The sequence below is a fragment of the Bradyrhizobium sp. 87 genome (assembly GCF_023073015.1).
Classification (GTDB): domain Bacteria; phylum Pseudomonadota; class Alphaproteobacteria; order Rhizobiales; family Xanthobacteraceae; genus Bradyrhizobium; species Bradyrhizobium canariense_D.
In genome coordinates this window covers 77,057-94,096 of sequence record NZ_JADPIQ010000133.1, presented here as the reverse complement: position 1 = coordinate 94,096, position 17,040 = coordinate 77,057, and the positions used below count along the sequence as shown (strand labels likewise).

Here is a 17,040-nt window from a genome sequence, read left to right as displayed (position 1 = left end):
AGGCGCCGTCCGCATGTTCGTCTGCTGATCGGAGGCGGCCTGCCGTCGCTGCGCGACGGAATTCGACTTCAGCTGCTCCCGGGAATGCGCCTGAAAGCGGCGAGCCCGGGCGTGATCAAGCGTTGTGGAAGTCAGGACGCGGGAGGGGCGCGGGGCTGGAATGCCGTACCGGCCGATTTCAGGTGGACGAATTCGGCGTCGGTGGTGCGGTAGAGCAGGTCGATCGCCTGCGGCAGCAGCAACACAGGCGGCGCCGCGAACAAGACGGTGCCCGCCATCGCGACCAATGCGCAGATCGCGCAATTGTCCTCGCCCGGTTGCTCCCTGTCGGGAGCCAATGGCGATTGCCTCTCGACCGCGGAACGGTCGATCGAAGCGGGAGCTTGGGCGCCGTCGGTCTGCTGCAGCGAGGACTGGGCGAGGGGAGCCGCCTGGGCGAACCAATGGCTGTGGCCGAACGTCAGCGCGAACTGCACCAGCATCGCGAAGATCGCGAGCCGGGCGCCGTGCCTGATATTCGACCGGAACCACTTCATCTGGAAACGCCACCCCACATCGCGAGGTATCATCCCCTGATCCCGCGATGTTATAATGTAACATCGCGCAATCCGTCAGCGGATGTCAACCGCTGTCGAGCCGACCCGAGCGGGCCGGCTCCTTGCCGTGTCGTGCAGGCAACTGAAAGCCTAGGCTGAGGACCTGTCAAACGGCTTACGCGGACGGCGATTGGACTCAGTGTCAGCGCGAGCAGGTGGCATCAGAGCTTTTTGCTCCGGAGCCAGGTGCGGATGGCCTCGATGTGTTCTGCCTTGCGCTCCAGCGGCAGCCAATGCCCTGCGGGCATGCTCGTTACGGTCAGGTCCGGGCAGGTGGCGCGCATCGGGTCACCTTGGCGATTCCCGGTGATGCTGCAGATCTGATCAAAGTCGCCGTTAACGAACAGCACCGGCTGCGACAGGCGGCCGCCATTGAGTGCCTTGCGCGCATAGGCGATGTTGGCGTCGTCGTTCATGTACCACGCGCAGGATGGGCGGAAGCCATGAGCCTTGAACGTCTGCACCAGCACGTCGAAGTCCGCCGGCGGCCAGAGAGCCGAATCGGGCTCAGTCGGCGGAGCGCGGTGCGCGGCGCCAAAGCGCCCTCCATTGCGCGTGACCATCGCATTCGGCGAAACCTTGCCGATGCCGGCGGGGTCGCCTGGCCGAAAGATCGACGCCAGCGATGCTGCCAAGTCTGCATCGAGGTCGGCGACTGCCGCCTCGAAGTGCGTGTTGTAGTAACGGTAGTAATCCCATTGGCCATCCGGATATTGGTCGACCGGATAAATCGTCCGGTCGACCAGCGGGACGACTGTGCGCAGGGCGTGCCCGTCGGGTTGATATGCCAGCGAGGTCAGCACGACTCCGCGGCTGCGCTTTGGCTGATGCGCGACCAACTCACCGACCACAACACAGCCCCAGTCGTGGCCAACCCAGATCGCAGGCTTGCCGCCCAGGTGATCATGGAGTTCGGCCATGTCCGTCACGATTTCCTCGATGGTATAGGCGTCGTTGGCTGCAGGCGTGGAAGAGCCGCCGTAGCCGCGCAGATCGGGAGCGACGCAGTGCCAACCGTCGGCGGCAAACGCTTCCATCTGCGCGCGCCACATCAAACTGATGCTCGGCCAGCCATGGACGAAAATCATCAACGGTCTGTCGACCGGCCCGCACTCGATATAGCGCGTTGTCTGACGAGGCGAGCTGAACGTGCGCTGGTGAAGTGGGTCTGTCATGGTCGAGTAACTCCGCTTCTCATCGAACGCTCGCACTGTTTAAGTGCTGCGAAGGGCTGCGTTCAGAACTGCTCTTGTCCGCTGCGGGCGATGCCTGGACAGGGACACGCCTGCCCAGGGTCGAGGAAGAACCGCCTCCAGATTTCACAACGTGCTACATGCGACCGAGTTCGGGGTCGAAGGCGTTATGGAGCTTCCGGCGAAGAAGTGACGATGGGATTTATCCGACTAACGGGAAGCGAAGGGACGCGCGTAAGCCGCCTAGCGCCCCTCGCGCATCCACGTCGCAGCAAACGCGCCGAGCAGCAGCAACAGCCCGATCAGGCCGGCGAAGATCGGCAGCACGCCGACGCCCTTCACCACGCTGGCGTCGCGCATCCGCACGCCCATCCAGCCGTCGCCATGGAAGACGCTCGCCGAGCGGACCGGCAGGATGCGCGGCAGCTCGACGCTGGCGCCGTCGACCACGCGCACGGCGTCACCGCCGGTCGCCTGGGTCAGCGGCTTCAACGTTTCGGTGGTGGAGGTGACTTCCGAAAACTCCTTCGGATTGGTCGGGCCGACATTGATCAGCGCCTTCAGCGTGCCGTCGGTGGCCTGCCACAGCCCGAGCTCGCTCGCCGGCAGGCTGGCGCGCCATTCGCCGGGATCTCCGGCTGCAAGCGTCAGGTCGCGCGACACGCCCGACGGCGAGGTCACACTCACCGGCTGGACGCTGTCCGCCATGGTCTGGCGCACCACCACGAGATTCTTGCCCTGCACCTGCAGGCGCAACGCTTCCTCGTCCAGATCAGGCTGCTTCATCAGCCAGTGCGACATCCGCCGCAAGAGGTCGAGATGCGGACCGCCGCCTTCATAGCCGCGCGCCCACAGCCAGATGTGGTCGGAGAGCAGCAGCGCGACGCGGCCCTCGCCGAAACGCGACAGGAACAGCAGCGGCTTGCCGTCGACGCCCGTCATGACGGGCGGGTTGACCGCATTGCGGGTATCGACGGTGCGGAAGAACCTGCTCCAGCGCGGCGGCTCGGAGGCGGAGCCCTCGAGGCCACGCGTGACGGGATGGCGTTTGCCGACGTCGGACAGATGCGCGTAGAACGGCTTTTCCGTCACCCCGACCGGTTCGGCGGGCAGCACCGAATCCAGCGGCGTGCGCCAGATGCTGGTGTTGGAGGCGTAGTCGGGGCCGGCCGAGACCAGCACCGCGCCGCCGGAACGCACGTAGCGTGCGATGTTGTCGAAATAAGCGATCGGCAGCACGCCTTGGCGGGCATAGCGGTCAAAGATGATCAGCTGGAATTCGTTGATCTTCTGCTGGAACAGCTCGCGGGTCGGAAACGCGATCAGCGACAATTCATTGATCGGTGTGCCGTCCTGCTTCTCCGGCGGCCGCAGAATGGTGAAGTGGACGAGATCGACGCTGGCATCGGACTTGAGCAGATTGCGCCAGGTGCGCTCGCCGGAATGCGGCTCGCCTGAGACCAGCAGCACGCGCAGCTTGTCGCGCACACCGTCGATGGCGACGACGGCGCGGTTGTTCACCGGCGTCAATTCCCGCTCGAGCGGCGAGGCCTCGATCTCGACGATGTTCGGCCCGGAATGCTTGATGTCGACGTCGACGCTTGCGGCCTGGCCGCTCGAAAGCGTGCGCTCGTTGATGACCTCGCCGTCCCTGCGGACGGTGACCTTGGCGCGCTCGCCGCTGACGCCCTGGTCGTCGAGGCGGTAGGTGATGGTCTGGGGCTGCCCGACGATGCCGAAGCGCGGCGCGGCGATGACCGCAATACGGCGGTCGCGCTCGTCCTTCTGCCCCGTGATCAGCGCGTGCACCGGCGCCTGGAAGCCGAGCCCGGCGGCGTTGGCCGGAATGTCGTGAACGCGGCCGTCGGTGATCAGGAACGCACCGGCGACGCGGTCGACCGGCACGTCCGACAAGGCCGAAGCCAGCGCCCCGAAAAGCTTGGTGCCGTCGGTCTCGCCGTCGGCCTGTCCGGCATCGACGACGCGGACCTCGAGTCCCTTGATCTTCTTCAGGCTGTCGACCAGCGCTTCCTGCGCCGTCGCTGCCTCGCGATTGCGGTTGCCGAAATTCTGGCTCGGGCTCTTGTCGACGACGATTGCGGCGACCGAGGTGAGGGGATCGCGGTCCTCGCGGGTAAAGGAGGGATTGGCGAGCGCCAGCAGGAACAGCGCCAGCGCGGCCACGCGCACGGCAGCGCCGCGCGCCCGCGCCAGCAGCAGCACCAGCGCGATGACGGCGATCGCGGCCAGCGCGAGCCACAGCACGATCGTGGGAACAAGCGGCGTGAATGCGATGCCGTAATTCATATCGATCCTACTGCCCCAGCCGTTCGATCAGGGCCGGTGCGTGCACCTGGTCGGCCTTGTAGTTGCCGGTCAGCGTGTACATCACGATGTTGGCGCCGGCGCGGTAGGCGAATTCGCGCTGGCGGGGGTCGCCGCCGATCACCGGCAGCATGGACTGGCCGTCGGGCCGCACGGCCCAGGCGCCGGCCAGGTCGTTCGAGGTGATGATGATCGGCGAGACGCCGTCGCCGCCGCGTGCCGGCCGCTGCGCGCTGTCCTCGTCGTCTTCGCGCGGCAAGGTCTCGACCCAGGTCTGGCCGGTGCTGAAGCGGCCGGGGAAGTCGCGCAACAGATAGAAGGTCTTGGTCAGCACGTGCTCCCGCGGCACCGGCTCCAGCTCGGGCACGTCGAGCGAGGACAGGATCTCGCGGAGCGTCTGCATGGCCGGGGTCTGCGCGGCGCCGTTCGCGCCGGGCGGGGCTTCGACCGCGTCGCGGGTGTCGAACAGCACGGTGCCGCCCTGCTTCATATAGGCGTCGATCTTGTTGATGGCGTCCCGCGACGGCTTGGGCGCGCCCGGCACGATCGGCCAGTAGATCAGCGGGAAGAAAGCGAGTTCGTCGCGCGCCGGGTCGATGCCGACGGGATCGCCGGCCTCGAGCGCGGTGCGCTGCGCCAGGAACAGCGTCAGTCCGGATAGCCCGGCCCTGACGATGGAATCGACGTCGGCATTGCCGGTCACGACATAGGCGAGGCGGGTCTGCGACACCGCCTTCATCGCGAACTCGTCGGACGCGCTGTCCGCATGCGACGGCGTCGGCACGAACGAGGCGAGACCTGCGAGCACCAGCCCAAAGACGATCATCGCGGGCGCGGCGCGGCGGCGCACCAGCGCGGCAAGGCCGCCGCCGAGTACCGCGACGATGATGGCGTCGATCAGGAACAGCGCGAGCGCCGTCGATAGCAGCCAACCGCGCAAGTCCTGCGGCTCGGCGTTGGTGTAGGTGGCATGCCGGGCGCGCAGGCTGGTGGTGTTCAGGGCTGCGATACGGTCGGCGCTGGCAAGCGTGTTCACGGCGAGCGGTCCTTCTGCCGGACCATAGAAGCCCGGCGGATGATCGGGTGTGGCGCGGTCGCGATAATCCGCGGGCAGCGGCTTTGCGGCAGCCGGCGGCGGACCGAACGCGCCAAAGCCATCGAGGATGTGCAACGGCGCCACCGTTTCGGCGGTCGCCTCGGTGGCAACGCCTGGACCCGGCTTCGCGGTATAGCCGGACAGGTCGACGACACGCCGCAGGATTTCGACGAAGGTGCCCGACATCGGCAGATCCGACCAGCGCATGTCGGCGCTGACGTGGAACAGGCTGACGACGCCCTTGCCGCGATGCTCGCCTGTTACCAGCGGCGTGCCGTCTTCCAGCGACGCCCAGCTTTTGGTGGCGAGCACGGCGTCGGGCTCGGCCAGCACCTGGCGGCTTATGGTGACGTCCTTGGGGACCACGACGCCGGCAAACGGACCGTCGGCGGCAAAGGAGGCCAGATGTTGCGGCTTTTCCCAGGTCAGGCTGCCGCCGAGCGTCCGGCCGCCCTTGCGCAGCTTGACCGGGACGAGATCGTCCTCGGCCTGCGCCAGCCGCGGACCGGCGAACCGCACCAGCACGCCGCCCTGGTCGATCCAGGCATTGAGACGCTCGCGGATTTCAGGGGCGATGGTGCCGACATCGGCAAGGATGATCATCGGCAGCTTCTGATCGAGGAACTGCGTGATGCCCTGCTGCGGCGAGCCCTTGTCGGCAAGCCGCACGTCGGCGAACGGCGCCAGCGCACGGGTGAGATAGAAGGTCGGCGCCAGCAGCGGCTGCGCGGTCTCGCTGGTCGAGCCCGAGACGATGCCGATGGCGCGGCGGCGCCAGCGCTTGTCGAGCAGCTGCACTGCGCCGGCGGAGCGCTCACCGGCAATTTCCAGCCGCGTGATGTCGTTGCGCAGCTCGACCGGCAGGTCGAACGACGCTTCGGTTTCCTTGTCCTGCGGGCCGAACGAATAACGCGCTTCGCCGATCGGCGAGGCCTTCTGGTCCAGCGCGCGCACGGTGCCGATGGCGATGCCGCCGTCGGTGCGCAGCACCTTCACCGTCATCCTGGCGGCGGCGTTCTCGGCCGCGACCAGCGCCAGAGCCGCGGAGGTGCCGCCTTCGAACACGGTCAGGCTGCGATCGCCGACGGTCTTGCCGAGGCCCGCCACGAATTCCTCGCCGCGACCGGTATCGACGCTGTCGGAGAGCCAGACGATCTCGCAGTCGCCGGTTGCTTTCAGGAAGCGATCGATTGCGGTCAGGGTCTCGACGCGCTCGATCGAATACGGCTTTGGCGTCAGCTGCCGCAGCGCGACGCGCGCGGCGCCCGCCGGCATCAGGGTGATATCGCGGTTCGGCTCGGACAGCGGCACCAGCGCGATCGCACGGCGGTCGTTCTCGGCACTGGCGATCAATTCGTCGGCGGCCCTGATCCGGATGTCCCAGTTCGAGGCCGCGCTCCAGCCGTCGTCGAACATGATCATCAGCGGCGCCTTGCTGGCGGCCGCGCCTGTTTGCGGATTCCAGATCGGACCGGCGGCGGCGAAAATGACCAGTGCCGCAGCCAGCAGCCGCAATGCGGTCAACCACCACGGCGTTCGCGACGGGGTCTCTTCGCGCGGTGCGATGTCGAACAGCAGGCGCGTCGGCGGAAACTCGATCCGGCGCGGCCGCGGCGGCATCACGCGCAACAGCCACCACAGCACCGGCAGGCTGACGAGGCCGATCAGGAGCAGCGGTTCGGTGAAGGCGAGCGGCAGTCCCATCATGCTGCCGGCCCCGCCTTGATCGTTGTGGTGCGCGCGCCCGATTTGCTCACCTGCATGCCGGCATGCAGGAACAGCAAGAGCTCGGCGGCCGAGCGGTCGGTCGCATGCGTCGTGAACAGCCAGTCGAGCTTGTTGGTCTCGGCGCGGATCTGGTCGCGGTGCAGCGCGAGCCGCGCGGTGTAATCCTGCGCCCAGCTCTCGGCGCGGCCGGCGGTGATCACGCCGAACCCCTCGGGCTCGACGAACTCGACGCGGCCGGAATAGGGAAATGATTCCTCGGCGGGATCGACGACCTGCACCAGCGTGCCATGCGCGCCGGAGCCGGACAGGCCGGCGAGCGTGGTCCTGATCTCGGAGAGCGGCGACCAGAAGTCCGACAGCACGATCGTCTCGGCCAGCGCCGCGGGCACGAAGGAGGGCGGCAGGCTCAAGCGGTCGGCATCGTCATGCAGCATCGCCTGCGCCATCTTGTCGATGACGCTGCGGCTCGCGGTCGGTGCCATCAGCCCGGGAATGCCGACGCGTTCACCGCCGGAGACCAGCAGCTCGGCCAGCGCGAAGGCGACGATCAGCGTCCGCTCGAGCTTGGATTCACGCGCCTGCTTTGACGCGAACGCCATCGAGGGCGAACGATCGGGCCAGATCCAGACCGTATGCGAGGCTTCCCATTCGAGCTCGCGGACATAGAGGAGATCGTCGCGCGCCGAGCGCCGCCAGTCGACATTCTGCGACGGTTCGCCGGAGACGAAGCGGCGGTATTGCCAGAAATTTTCGCCAGACCCGGCGCGGCGGCGGCCGTGCAGGCCGTGGATGACGTTGGCGGCGATACGGCGGGCCTCGAGCACCAGGCGCGGCAGCGAAGCGGCGAGCGTACGGCTTTCGCCATCGGCACGTCGGATCGCGATGACCTCCTTTGCTGTGTGCCCGTTCTCCGTCGCCATCAACCGATCCGTGTCTTCAATTGCCGGATCACGTCCGGAATCGTGCGGCCTTCGGCGCGCGCCTGGAACGTCAGCGCCATGCGGTGCTTCAGCACGGGCTCGGCGAGGTCGAGCACGTCGTCGATTGAGGGCGCGAGGCGGCCGTCGATCAGCGCGCGAGCGCGCACCGCGAGCATCAGCGATTGGCTGGCGCGCGGGCCCGGTCCCCAGGCGATGAACTTGCTGGTGTCGCCGCCGTCCGGACCCGGACGGGCCGAGCGCACCAGCGACAGGATCGCCTCGACCACGGAATCGCCGACCGGCAGGCGCCGGATCAGTCGCTGCGCGGTGATGAGTGCATCAGGTGTCATCGAGCCCTTCGCCAGCGTCTCGTCGGCGCCGGTGGTCTCGAACAGGATGCGGCGCTCGGCGTCGCGGTCGGGATAGTCGACGTCGATCTCCATCAGGAAACGGTCGAGCTGGGCTTCAGGCAGCGGATAGGTGCCTTCCTGCTCCAGCGGGTTTTGCGTGGCGAGCACGTGGAACGGCTTCGGCAGATCGTGACGCGCGCCGGCAACGGTGATGTGCTGCTCCTGCATCGCCTGCAGCAGCGCCGACTGCGTGCGCGGGCTGGCGCGGTTGATCTCGTCGGCCATCAGCAGTTGCGCGAACACGGGGCCGGAGATGAAGCGGAAGGCACGCTTGCCGGAGGTGCTCTCGTCCAGCACTTCGGCGCCGAGAATGTCCGACGGCATCAGATCGGGCGTGAACTGGATGCGCTTGGCATCGAGGCCGAGCGTGATGCCGAGCGTCTCGACCAGCTTGGTCTTGGCCAGACCGGGGACACCGATCAACAGCGCATGGCCGCCGGAGAGGATGGTGACCAGCGTGTTCTCGATCACGCGATCCTGGCCGAAGATGACGGACGCGATCGCATCCTTTGCCGCGCGAATCTGGCTCGACACCTGCTCGGCCGAACGGACGATTCCGTCTTCGAGCTTCTCGACACTCTCCGCCATCCGTTAGCTCCTTCAGCCTGCCATGCAGCTCGCTTGCGTCGTCATGTCATCACGTCCTCAACTCAAGACGTGGGCCCTATGCTAGACTTGCAGGAAGGCCATGTATTCGTTGAATTAACCTATCCCCACCTTATCGGCTTAGGGATATGTAGGGCATCACGAAGTGGCGACCTCCACACCGGACGAATGCGGGGTGGAACCGAGTACCCGGATACAACGTAAACCTGCACCAATCGTGCCAAATGACCGATCGTGCCAAATGACAAAGTCAGGGCAAACCATGGCGAACCAAGGGCAGAGCGCCGATCGCGGTCTTGAGGGGCTGACTGCCGCTGCCAAAACTGCTGCCGATGCCGAAGGCGCCAAAAAGGGCCTGCCTCCGGTGCATTTGTGGAATCCGCCGTTTTGCGGCGATCTCGACATTCGAATCGCGTCAGATGGTACTTGGTTCTATTTGGGGACGCCAATCGGCCGTCATGCCTTGGTTCGCCTGTTCTCGACCATCCTCAAGCGCGAAGGCGACAAGCATTTCCTCGTCACGCCGGTGGAGAAGGTCGGCATTCGCGTCGACGACGCGCCGTTCATGGCGGTCGAGATGCAGAAGGACGGCGATGCCAACCATCGCGTGCTCCGCTTCCGCACCAATGTCGACGACTGGGTCACCTGCGATGCGGCGCACCGGCTGCGCTTCGAGCAGGCCAAGGACGGCGGGCTGACGCCCTATCTGCATATCCGCGCCGAGCTCTGGGCCAAGGTCACCCGCGCGCTCTATTACGATCTGGTTGACATGGGTGAGGAGCGGATGGTCGATGGCCAGCCGATGTTCGGTGTCGAGTCGGCCGGCGAGTTCTTCGCCATGGCCGATGCGGAGCAGGTGAGGGCCGCGCTTTGAACAAGCCTATCTCCAGGAACGATCCCGCCGTGATCGGTGCGGCGGATTTCTTCGCCCGCTCCGCCGCGCGGCTCGGCTTCGACGTTCCGCCCGGCCTCTACGATCCCAACATCATTCCGGCCTCGGGCGATCCCGGCACCGACAAGATGCTCGAGATCATCGCGCGCGAGCAGCCGGTGCGGCCGGCGGCGGTCTTGATCGCGGTGGTCGATCATCCCGAGCCGACAATTCTGCTGACGCAGCGTTCGGCGCATCTGAACGACCATGCCGGCCAGATCGCATTCCCCGGCGGCAAGATCGACGCAACCGACCGCTCGCCGCTCGATGCGGCGCTGCGCGAGGCCGAGGAGGAGGTCGGGCTGTCGCGCGACTTCGTCGAGCCGATCGGCTATCTCGATCTCTACGGCACCGGCTTCGGCTTCCGCATCCTGCCGACGGTGGCCAGGGTGCGCCCGGGCTTTGAGCTGACGATCAACCATTCCGAGGTTGATGATGCGTTCGAAGTGCCGCTATCCTTCCTGATGAACCCGGCCAACCACCAGGTGCACAGCAAGGAATTCCGCGGCATGGAGCGGTCCTACTACGCGATGCCGTTTGCCGAACGCTACATCTGGGGCGCGACGGCCGGCATGCTCCGTGTGCTCTATGAGCGGATCTATTCGTCATGATTCGGCCGATCCTGACCGAGATCGGAATCTTCCTCGTTCCCTTTGCCGTCTATGCGCTGTTCCTGGCCGCCACGCGTTCCGGCCTGTTCGTGCAATCGTCCTGGCCGATCACCATCGTCGCGCGTCTCATGCTGGCGGCGCTCGTGCTGGTGATCGCCGGGCTGATCGGCTTTGCGCATTTCTCCGGCGCCGCACCGGATTCGACCTATGTCCCCGCCCATGTCGAGAACGGCAAGCTCGTGCCGGGCGTGGAAAGATAGGGCCGGCCGATGAGCGCGGTGCCCATGCTCGCCGATGCGCCCTGGCTGATTTCGGGTGGCACCGCGCGCGTCCTGCAATTGCTCAATGCGGATGGCGAGGAGGCGCGGGTTGTCGGCGGCGCCGTGCGCAACGCGCTGCTCGGCCTCGTCCCCGGCGACATCGACATCGCGACCACGGCGCTCCCGCACGAGGTGATGCGGCGCGCCAAAGCTGCCGGCATCAAGGCTGTGCCGACCGGCATCGACCACGGCACCGTCACCCTCGTCATCGACGGGCAACCTTACGAAGTCACGACGTTGCGCGAGGATACCGAGACCTTCGGCCGCAAGGCCAAGGTCGCGTTCGGCCGCGACTGGGTGAAGGACGCCGAGCGCCGCGACTTCACGATGAACGGGCTCTCGGTCGATGCCGACGGCGTCGTCCACGATTACGTCGGAGGCATCGCGGATGCGGCCGCGCGGCGCGTGCGCTTCATCGGTGATCCCGACCAGCGCATCGCCGAGGATTTCCTGCGCATCCTGCGCTTCTTCCGCATCCACGCCGCCTTCGGCGCCGGCGATCCCGACCGCGACGGCTATCTCGCCTGCATCCGGGGACGCGCCGGCCTCGCGAGCCTCTCGGCCGAGCGGCTGCGCATGGAGACGCTGAAGCTTCTGGTCGCTCCCGGCGCGTCCGCCGCCGCGCTTGCGATGGCCGATGGCGGATTGCTGCAGGCGCTGACCGGCGGCGTGGTCTACACCGGACCGCTCGCGGCGATGATCGTGATCGAGCGCGAGCTCGGCCTCACCGCAAGCAGCACGCGGCGCCTCGCCGCGCTGGCGATCGCGGTGACTGAAGACGCCAAGCGCGTCGCCACGCGCCTGAGGCTCTCCAATGCGGAAACCAAGGCGCTGGATTCGATGGGGCACCGCTGGTGGCGCTTGGCCACCAAGGACGAAGCCGATGCGCGGCGGCTGCTCTACCGGCTCGGTGCGGATCGCTATCACGATCGCGTGTTGCTGGGCTGGGCGAGAGCCGGCGGTGACGTCGGCTCGTCGCGATGGCGTGCGCTCGCCGAGCTGCCGCAGCGCTGGACTGCGCCGAAATTTCCGCTTCGCGCCGCCGACTTCATCGCGCGCGGCATGGCGGAAGGACCCTCGCTCGGACATGTGTTGACGCTCGCGGAGGACGCTTGGCTTGCGGCGGATTTTCCCCTAGAGGAAGCCGCACTCGCTTCCATCGCCGATCAAGCTGCGGCACGCGTCAGCCGCGATGAGAGAACGTGACCATCGTCTCAGGCTTCGCCGACATCTCGATCTTTCAGCTCCTGCTGGTCGCGTTGATGGCGTTGTTTGCTTCGATTATCGGTGGTCTCGCCGGCTACGGCACCGGCGCCTTGATGCCGCTGGTGCTGGTGCCTCTCGTCGGCGCCGAACCGGTGGTGCCGATCATCGCGATCTCCGCGATCTTCACCAATTCCAGCCGCGCGCTCGCCTATCTCCGCTATGCCGATCGCCGCCGCGCGCTGATCGTGCTGGCCTGTGCGGCACTGACGACAGCGCTTGGTGCCTACGGCTACACACGGCTGACCAATGCGGGCGCGGCGCTGGTGATCGGCTCCATGCTGATCCTGAGCGTGCCGCCGCGCCGTGTGCTCCGCCGCCGCCAGGTCAAGATCGGCGACACTGGGCTTGCGGCCGGCTCCGTCGGCTATGGCGTGCTGGTCGGCGGCACCTCCGGCTCCGGCGTGATCCTGCTGTCGCTGCTGATGGCCGCGGGCCTGGAAGGCGCGGCCGTGATCGCGACCGATGCCATGATCTCGCTCGGCACCGGCCTCATCAAGATCTCGGTGTTCGGCCTCGCCGGCGCCGTGACCGCACAGGTGCTCGCCTTTGCGCTGCTGATCGGAGCAATCGCAATCCCCGGCGCGTTCCTGGCAAAAGCCTTCGTCGAGCGGATGCCGGTGCACATCCACACCGCGATCCTCGACGTCGCGGTGATCACCGGCGGCGTAGTGATGATCTCGGCTGCGGCGAGGCAGCTCATCTAATCAATCGGATGTGGCGCTGTCCCGCTGCCAGTTTGGTTCACGCCGCGGGTCTAGTGTGAGGGACTGCAGTCCAGTTCCTTGATCCTGCCGGCGGCGTCAAATGCCAAAAGTGCACTCATGACGCCAGCACTGGTGAGGTACGAGATAATGGTGCCGTCGTTGCGCCAGGGATTGAGATCATCCAACGTGCCTGCCGGATATTTCCGGAGGTGATCGACCCAATAGGCACGAAGTGCTTCGCGGCCGGTGATGGTTTGGCTGCCGGCGCAGCCGCAGTGGACCACGGCGTCCTCGGCATGAAGTTCCAAAATCGCTTCGATATCGCCCGCGCGATAGGCATCAAGCCAGTCGACCGCAACGGCCATCGGGTCAAAGGACATATTTTTCACTCGCATCGCGTCCAAATCTGGGTCAGGCTCTGGAACCGCCAGGCCTTTTTTGATTTTAATATCCCACCCGGGCACGGCCATATGGCGAACGACATAGGGGACCGGGCCGAGGGCCAAAGTCGATGTTGGACACGTCCGCCAGGCAGGGGATACTCAAGCCCATCCGGCTCGTGATCGTCGATCCACAGCCGATCGTTCTGCAGGGACTGAGGTCGGTCCTCGGGACGCAGCCGGACTTCGACGTTGTCGCATCGTCCAGCGATCGGACAAGCTGCCTCGAAGCAATTCGGAAGCTGACACCTGACGTCGCGCTTCTTGCCGACAAGGTGCCGGATCTGACGGTCTGCGAGATCCTCGCGATTGTGAAGGCGGAGAAGCTCTCCACGCGCCTGGTGTTCTTCACCGAGTCCGATACCGACCACGATCTGACTTCAGCCATCGCAGCCGGCGCCTGCAGCGCAATTTCGAAGTATGCCTCTCCCGCCACGATGCTGCGATCGCTGCGGCTGATGACGAAGAGCGGCGTGGCACTGGAGAAGTCCGATCTCTCCGCACCCGGCAAGGAGGCGGACGGCGATAGCAAAGTCGAAGGGATGCTGGAGCTGTTGACGCAACGGGAACGTCAAATCGCACGACTCGTGGCGGAAGGAATGTCGAACAAGGAGATCGCGCGTCAGCTCAACGTTTCCGACGGGACGGTCAAGGTCCACCTGTACAATATTTTCCAGAAGCTTGAGATCACCAACAGAACTGTGCTCGCGACCATCGCATTGCTGCAACGGCCCTCCGGCCTGGCCGCGCTCTCCCTGGCATTTCTGGCGCTCGCAATTGCGGACGAACTCAAGGCGTCGGAAGCGAACGACATCTTCCCGGATGAGAACGGCGTCGGCCACGTGGACGAGCACGCGGGGTACGAGCCCTGGAAAAAAGGGATTCTCCGGCACCTCGTTGTCTGGGAATCCGGCGAGCCGCCCACGCAGGCCCAGAGAGACTTGTTCGCCAAGGCCGCCCAAATCACCAACCCGGCGGCGGCAATGGAAGCGCTACGCGCGGCCGAGCAATCCGGGGGCGCGAAAGCGTGGACGCACCACGCTCCTGCTGGATCGGGCGCGCCCGATCTTCCCGTGCCCTTACTGCGAGGAGCAAACGACATACAGGTCGGAGTTGACCCGGCCCCGGAACATCAATTCCCGCGGCTTCTTTCCAATGCGATGTCGATGCATGGAGGGTATGGCAACTTTGCTATTCTCACCGGTGCGTTGATCTACGCACTGGAGGATCCCCATCTCGCCGCCCACGCGCATGACCTTCGTCAAGCGTCGATCGACAGCATCCTGGCCGTCACTGAAGAGAGTGCGACCACAAAACTGGCCGCGATCACCCATGCTGCCGCCAATCATGCCGACAATTCAGCCCCGGGTTCCCTTTCGCACGATGTCCGCCTGTCTTTCGCCGCTGTGACCACTGGAAACGGCAACCTCGCTGAAGGCGCTCTGGGCGAAAAGGGCCCGGGCGATGCGGGTGACAATCTCCATAAATTTGTTGGCGCGGACCCTGGTCACGATGCCGGTGTCGGCGGGGGCGGCGACGTTGAAAAAATTGTTTATCGCTCCCCGATTGACTCCGAGTCTAACCAGTTCAAGTCGACCTCTTCCGACGCCGTGTTCGATTTCGCATCTGGGCCGGGCAGGATCAATCTTGCGGCTTTCGGAGCGCTTGCCTGGCTGCACATGACGGCGGCAACCAAGTCTATACCGCCACATACACTGGCCTGGGTCTACGACTCCGCAAGCAACGAGACGATCGTCTATGTGAATGCGACCGATCATATCCTTGATATCGGCGATCGCGGCCTGCTGGAAATCCATCTCGAGGGGATCGTGGCCGTTGCGGAGGCGGATGTCGGCTCCGAGCCAGATGGCGCGGCTGTTGCGACCACCTTGGAGCAGCTCGAAGCCGCGCTGATACCGGCGATCGCAACCGATGAGGCCGCTCTGACGAAGGATCATGTCCAAACCAGTATCGAGGGGAGCGAGAGCTCGCTCGGGACGGCCGGAGCCTGGGCCCTTCTGGCCAACAACGGCTCGGGTTTCCATTTCGGGCAGACCCGGACCGGCTTGGGAGCGCCGACGAGGCTCAGAAGCTCCAGCGACGCGTCGGCGGATGCAACGGAAGAGAGCGATGCTGCATCTGCCGCGTCGGCTCACGCATCATCCATCGAGCTTGCTCATAGCGCGACGGCGCCGACAGTCGCAAATGTCGCATCGAACAGTGGTCCGATCAATGCGGGCAACGGCGTTTCGCCGACGGGGCCCAACGAGATCGGCCAACCCAGCGTCGTAACCGCCGACAGCGCGGGGCACGGCAACTCGCAGCACGCTTCGGACCCATCGACTGAAGCTGGCTCCAAACCGGACAACGGCGTCGGCCATGACGCCGAGCATCACGATAAGGCTGCGGACGCTCCAGGAGGGTCAGCGAAGAACGCAGAACCAGACGGCGCGGAACACGGCAAAGCCGGGCACTCAAATGCTGCAAAAGCACCGGACGCAGCCGAGACCGATCCGGACGTCGCAACGGCCGCCGACGCGGGTCACGGCAACTCGAAGCACGCTTCGGAGCCGGGGTCTGCAAAGGCGGCAGCCGACGAATCGACTGAAGCTGGCTCCAAAGCGGGCCACGGCGTCGGCAATGGCGCCGAGCATCACGCTTCGGCTTCGGAAGCTCCGGGAGGGCCAGCGAAGAAGGCCGACCCAGTCGGCGCCGAACACGGCAAATCCGGGCACTCCGCCGCCCCAAACGCACCAGACGCAGGCGAGATCGATCCGGGCGCCGCGATAGCCGCCGGTGCAGGCCACGGCAACCCGCAGCACGCATCGGAGCCAGGGTCCGCAAAGGCCGCAGCCACCGAATCGACTGAAGCTGGCTCCAAACCAGGCCACGGCGTCGGCAATGACGCCGAGCATCACGCTTCGGCTTCTGACGCTGCGCACGGACCAGCGAAGACGGCAGAACCAGGCGGCGCGGAACACGGCAAATCCGGACACTCAGCCGCTCCAAACGCACCGGCCGCAGCCGAGATCGATCAGGGCGCCGCAACGGTCGCCGGCGCGGGCCACGACAACCCGCAGCACGCATCGGAGCCAGGATCCGCAAAGGCGGCAAGCACGGGATCGACGGAAGATGGGGGCAAACCGGGCAACGGCGCCGGCGATGGCGCCGAGCATCACGCTTCGGCTTCGGAAGCTCCGGGAGGGTCAGCGCAGAAGGCAGAACCAGACGGCGCGGAACACGGAAAATCCGGGCACTCAGCCGCTGCAAGCCCGCCGGACGGAGCAGCGATCGATCCGGCCGCCGCAACGCCCGCCAGCGCGGGCCACGGCAACTCGCAACGCGCTTCGGAGCCAGGATCTGCAAAGGCGGCAAGCACGGAATCGACGGAACATGGAGGCAAACCGGGCAACGGCGCCGGCGATGGCGCCGAGCATCCCTCTTCGGCTTCGCAGGCTGCGGGGACCGTGAAGACAGCAGAACCAGCCACCGTGGACCACGGTAACTCGCAGCACGCTGCGCAATCTGCAGCAATCGCAGACGACGCACACACGGCCAAGGCTGCGTTCGAAACCGGCGGCGCAGACCAGGGACCGGTATTCCGGTTCGATAGCGGCGTAGCTCCTTCTGCTTTCGTCGAGATAGTCGGACTGAAAGAGTTCAATCATCCGCTGGATGCGCACGTTCCGCCCGGTCAGGAAGAAGGCCTCGGGTTCAACGTCAAGCTCGTCCCTCATGCACTGAACGGACACGCGGACGATCACGGCACCAACAGCCCGCACCAAGCGATTCTACCTGCGCATCATGATTTGCTGATCTGAACCGCTGCATCGTCATTGACCGAAAATGGCAACTGTCACCGTAGCCACGGCTCAGGAACGCGACGCCTTTGGC

The 17,040-nt window shown here is 65.9% G+C and carries 13 protein-coding genes; 6 read left to right on the top strand and 7 right to left on the bottom strand.

Going from position 1 to position 17,040, the window contains the following annotated elements; all coding sequences use genetic code 11:
* Positions 1-131: 131 nt before the first annotated feature.
* The 6 genes from IVB50_RS35505 to IVB50_RS35480 all read right to left on the bottom strand — a co-directional run bounded on the left by IVB50_RS35505 (position 132) and on the right by IVB50_RS35480 (position 8,856).
* Positions 132-536: a DUF2946 family protein gene (locus IVB50_RS35505; RefSeq protein WP_018454959.1), complete on the bottom strand. Its 405-nt coding sequence runs from the start codon at positions 534-536 to the stop codon at positions 132-134.
* A gap of 221 nt (positions 537-757) precedes the next feature.
* Positions 758-1,771, bottom strand: coding sequence for an alpha/beta hydrolase (locus tag IVB50_RS35500; protein ID WP_026232849.1), 1,014 nt, complete (start codon positions 1,769-1,771; stop codon positions 758-760).
* A 261-nt stretch (positions 1,772-2,032) separates the two neighbouring features.
* The gene (locus tag IVB50_RS35495; RefSeq protein WP_247299580.1) at positions 2,033-4,096 is read right to left on the bottom strand and encodes a hypothetical protein; all 2,064 of its coding nucleotides are present in this window, start codon (positions 4,094-4,096) and stop codon (positions 2,033-2,035) included.
* Positions 4,097-4,103: 7 nt separating this feature from the next.
* On the bottom strand, positions 4,104-6,917 hold the full coding sequence (locus IVB50_RS35490) for a DUF4159 domain-containing protein (protein WP_247299578.1): 2,814 nt from the start codon (positions 6,915-6,917) through the stop codon (positions 4,104-4,106).
* Positions 6,914-7,858 (bottom strand): DUF58 domain-containing protein, encoded by a 945-nt coding sequence (locus tag IVB50_RS35485; protein WP_085361320.1) that lies wholly within the window; start codon positions 7,856-7,858, stop codon positions 6,914-6,916. Before IVB50_RS35485 ends, IVB50_RS35490 begins: the two co-directional genes overlap by 4 nt.
* Positions 7,858-8,856 (bottom strand): MoxR family ATPase, encoded by a 999-nt coding sequence (locus tag IVB50_RS35480; RefSeq protein ID WP_018454954.1) that lies wholly within the window; start codon positions 8,854-8,856, stop codon positions 7,858-7,860. The genes IVB50_RS35485 and IVB50_RS35480 overlap by 1 nt, the downstream gene beginning before the upstream one ends.
* A gap of 280 nt (positions 8,857-9,136) precedes the next feature.
* On the opposite strand from IVB50_RS35480, the gene IVB50_RS35475 reads away from it, so the two are divergent.
* From IVB50_RS35475 to IVB50_RS35455, 5 genes are read left to right on the top strand one after another with little or no spacing between them, the layout of a single operon-like run.
* Entirely contained in the window at positions 9,137-9,748 is a 612-nt protein-coding gene (locus IVB50_RS35475) for a DUF1285 domain-containing protein (RefSeq protein WP_018454953.1), read from the top strand.
* On the top strand, positions 9,745-10,416 hold the full coding sequence (locus IVB50_RS35470) for a CoA pyrophosphatase (RefSeq protein ID WP_027568565.1): 672 nt from the start codon (positions 9,745-9,747) through the stop codon (positions 10,414-10,416). Before IVB50_RS35475 ends, IVB50_RS35470 begins: the two co-directional genes overlap by 4 nt.
* Entirely contained in the window at positions 10,413-10,676 is a 264-nt protein-coding gene (locus tag IVB50_RS35465) for a DUF6111 family protein (protein ID WP_018454951.1), read from the top strand. The genes IVB50_RS35470 and IVB50_RS35465 overlap by 4 nt, the downstream gene beginning before the upstream one ends.
* 9 nt (positions 10,677-10,685) lie before the next feature.
* The gene (locus IVB50_RS35460) at positions 10,686-11,942 is read left to right on the top strand and encodes a CCA tRNA nucleotidyltransferase (protein ID WP_085352647.1); all 1,257 of its coding nucleotides are present in this window, start codon (positions 10,686-10,688) and stop codon (positions 11,940-11,942) included.
* Positions 11,939-12,706 carry a sulfite exporter TauE/SafE family protein gene (locus IVB50_RS35455; RefSeq protein WP_247299576.1) on the top strand — a complete coding sequence of 256 codons (768 nt, stop codon included), beginning with the start codon at positions 11,939-11,941 and terminating at the stop codon, positions 12,704-12,706. Before IVB50_RS35460 ends, IVB50_RS35455 begins: the two co-directional genes overlap by 4 nt.
* A gap of 50 nt (positions 12,707-12,756) precedes the next feature.
* Here IVB50_RS35455 and IVB50_RS35450 read toward each other — a convergent pair whose 3' ends face one another.
* On the bottom strand, positions 12,757-13,176 hold the full coding sequence (locus IVB50_RS35450) for a nuclear transport factor 2 family protein (protein ID WP_240543334.1): 420 nt from the start codon (positions 13,174-13,176) through the stop codon (positions 12,757-12,759).
* Positions 13,177-13,217: 41 nt separating this feature from the next.
* Between IVB50_RS35450 and IVB50_RS35445 the strand changes: the two genes are divergently transcribed.
* Positions 13,218-16,967 (top strand): LuxR C-terminal-related transcriptional regulator, encoded by a 3,750-nt coding sequence (locus IVB50_RS35445; protein WP_247299574.1) that lies wholly within the window; start codon positions 13,218-13,220, stop codon positions 16,965-16,967.
* Positions 16,968-17,040 lie beyond the last annotated feature (73 nt).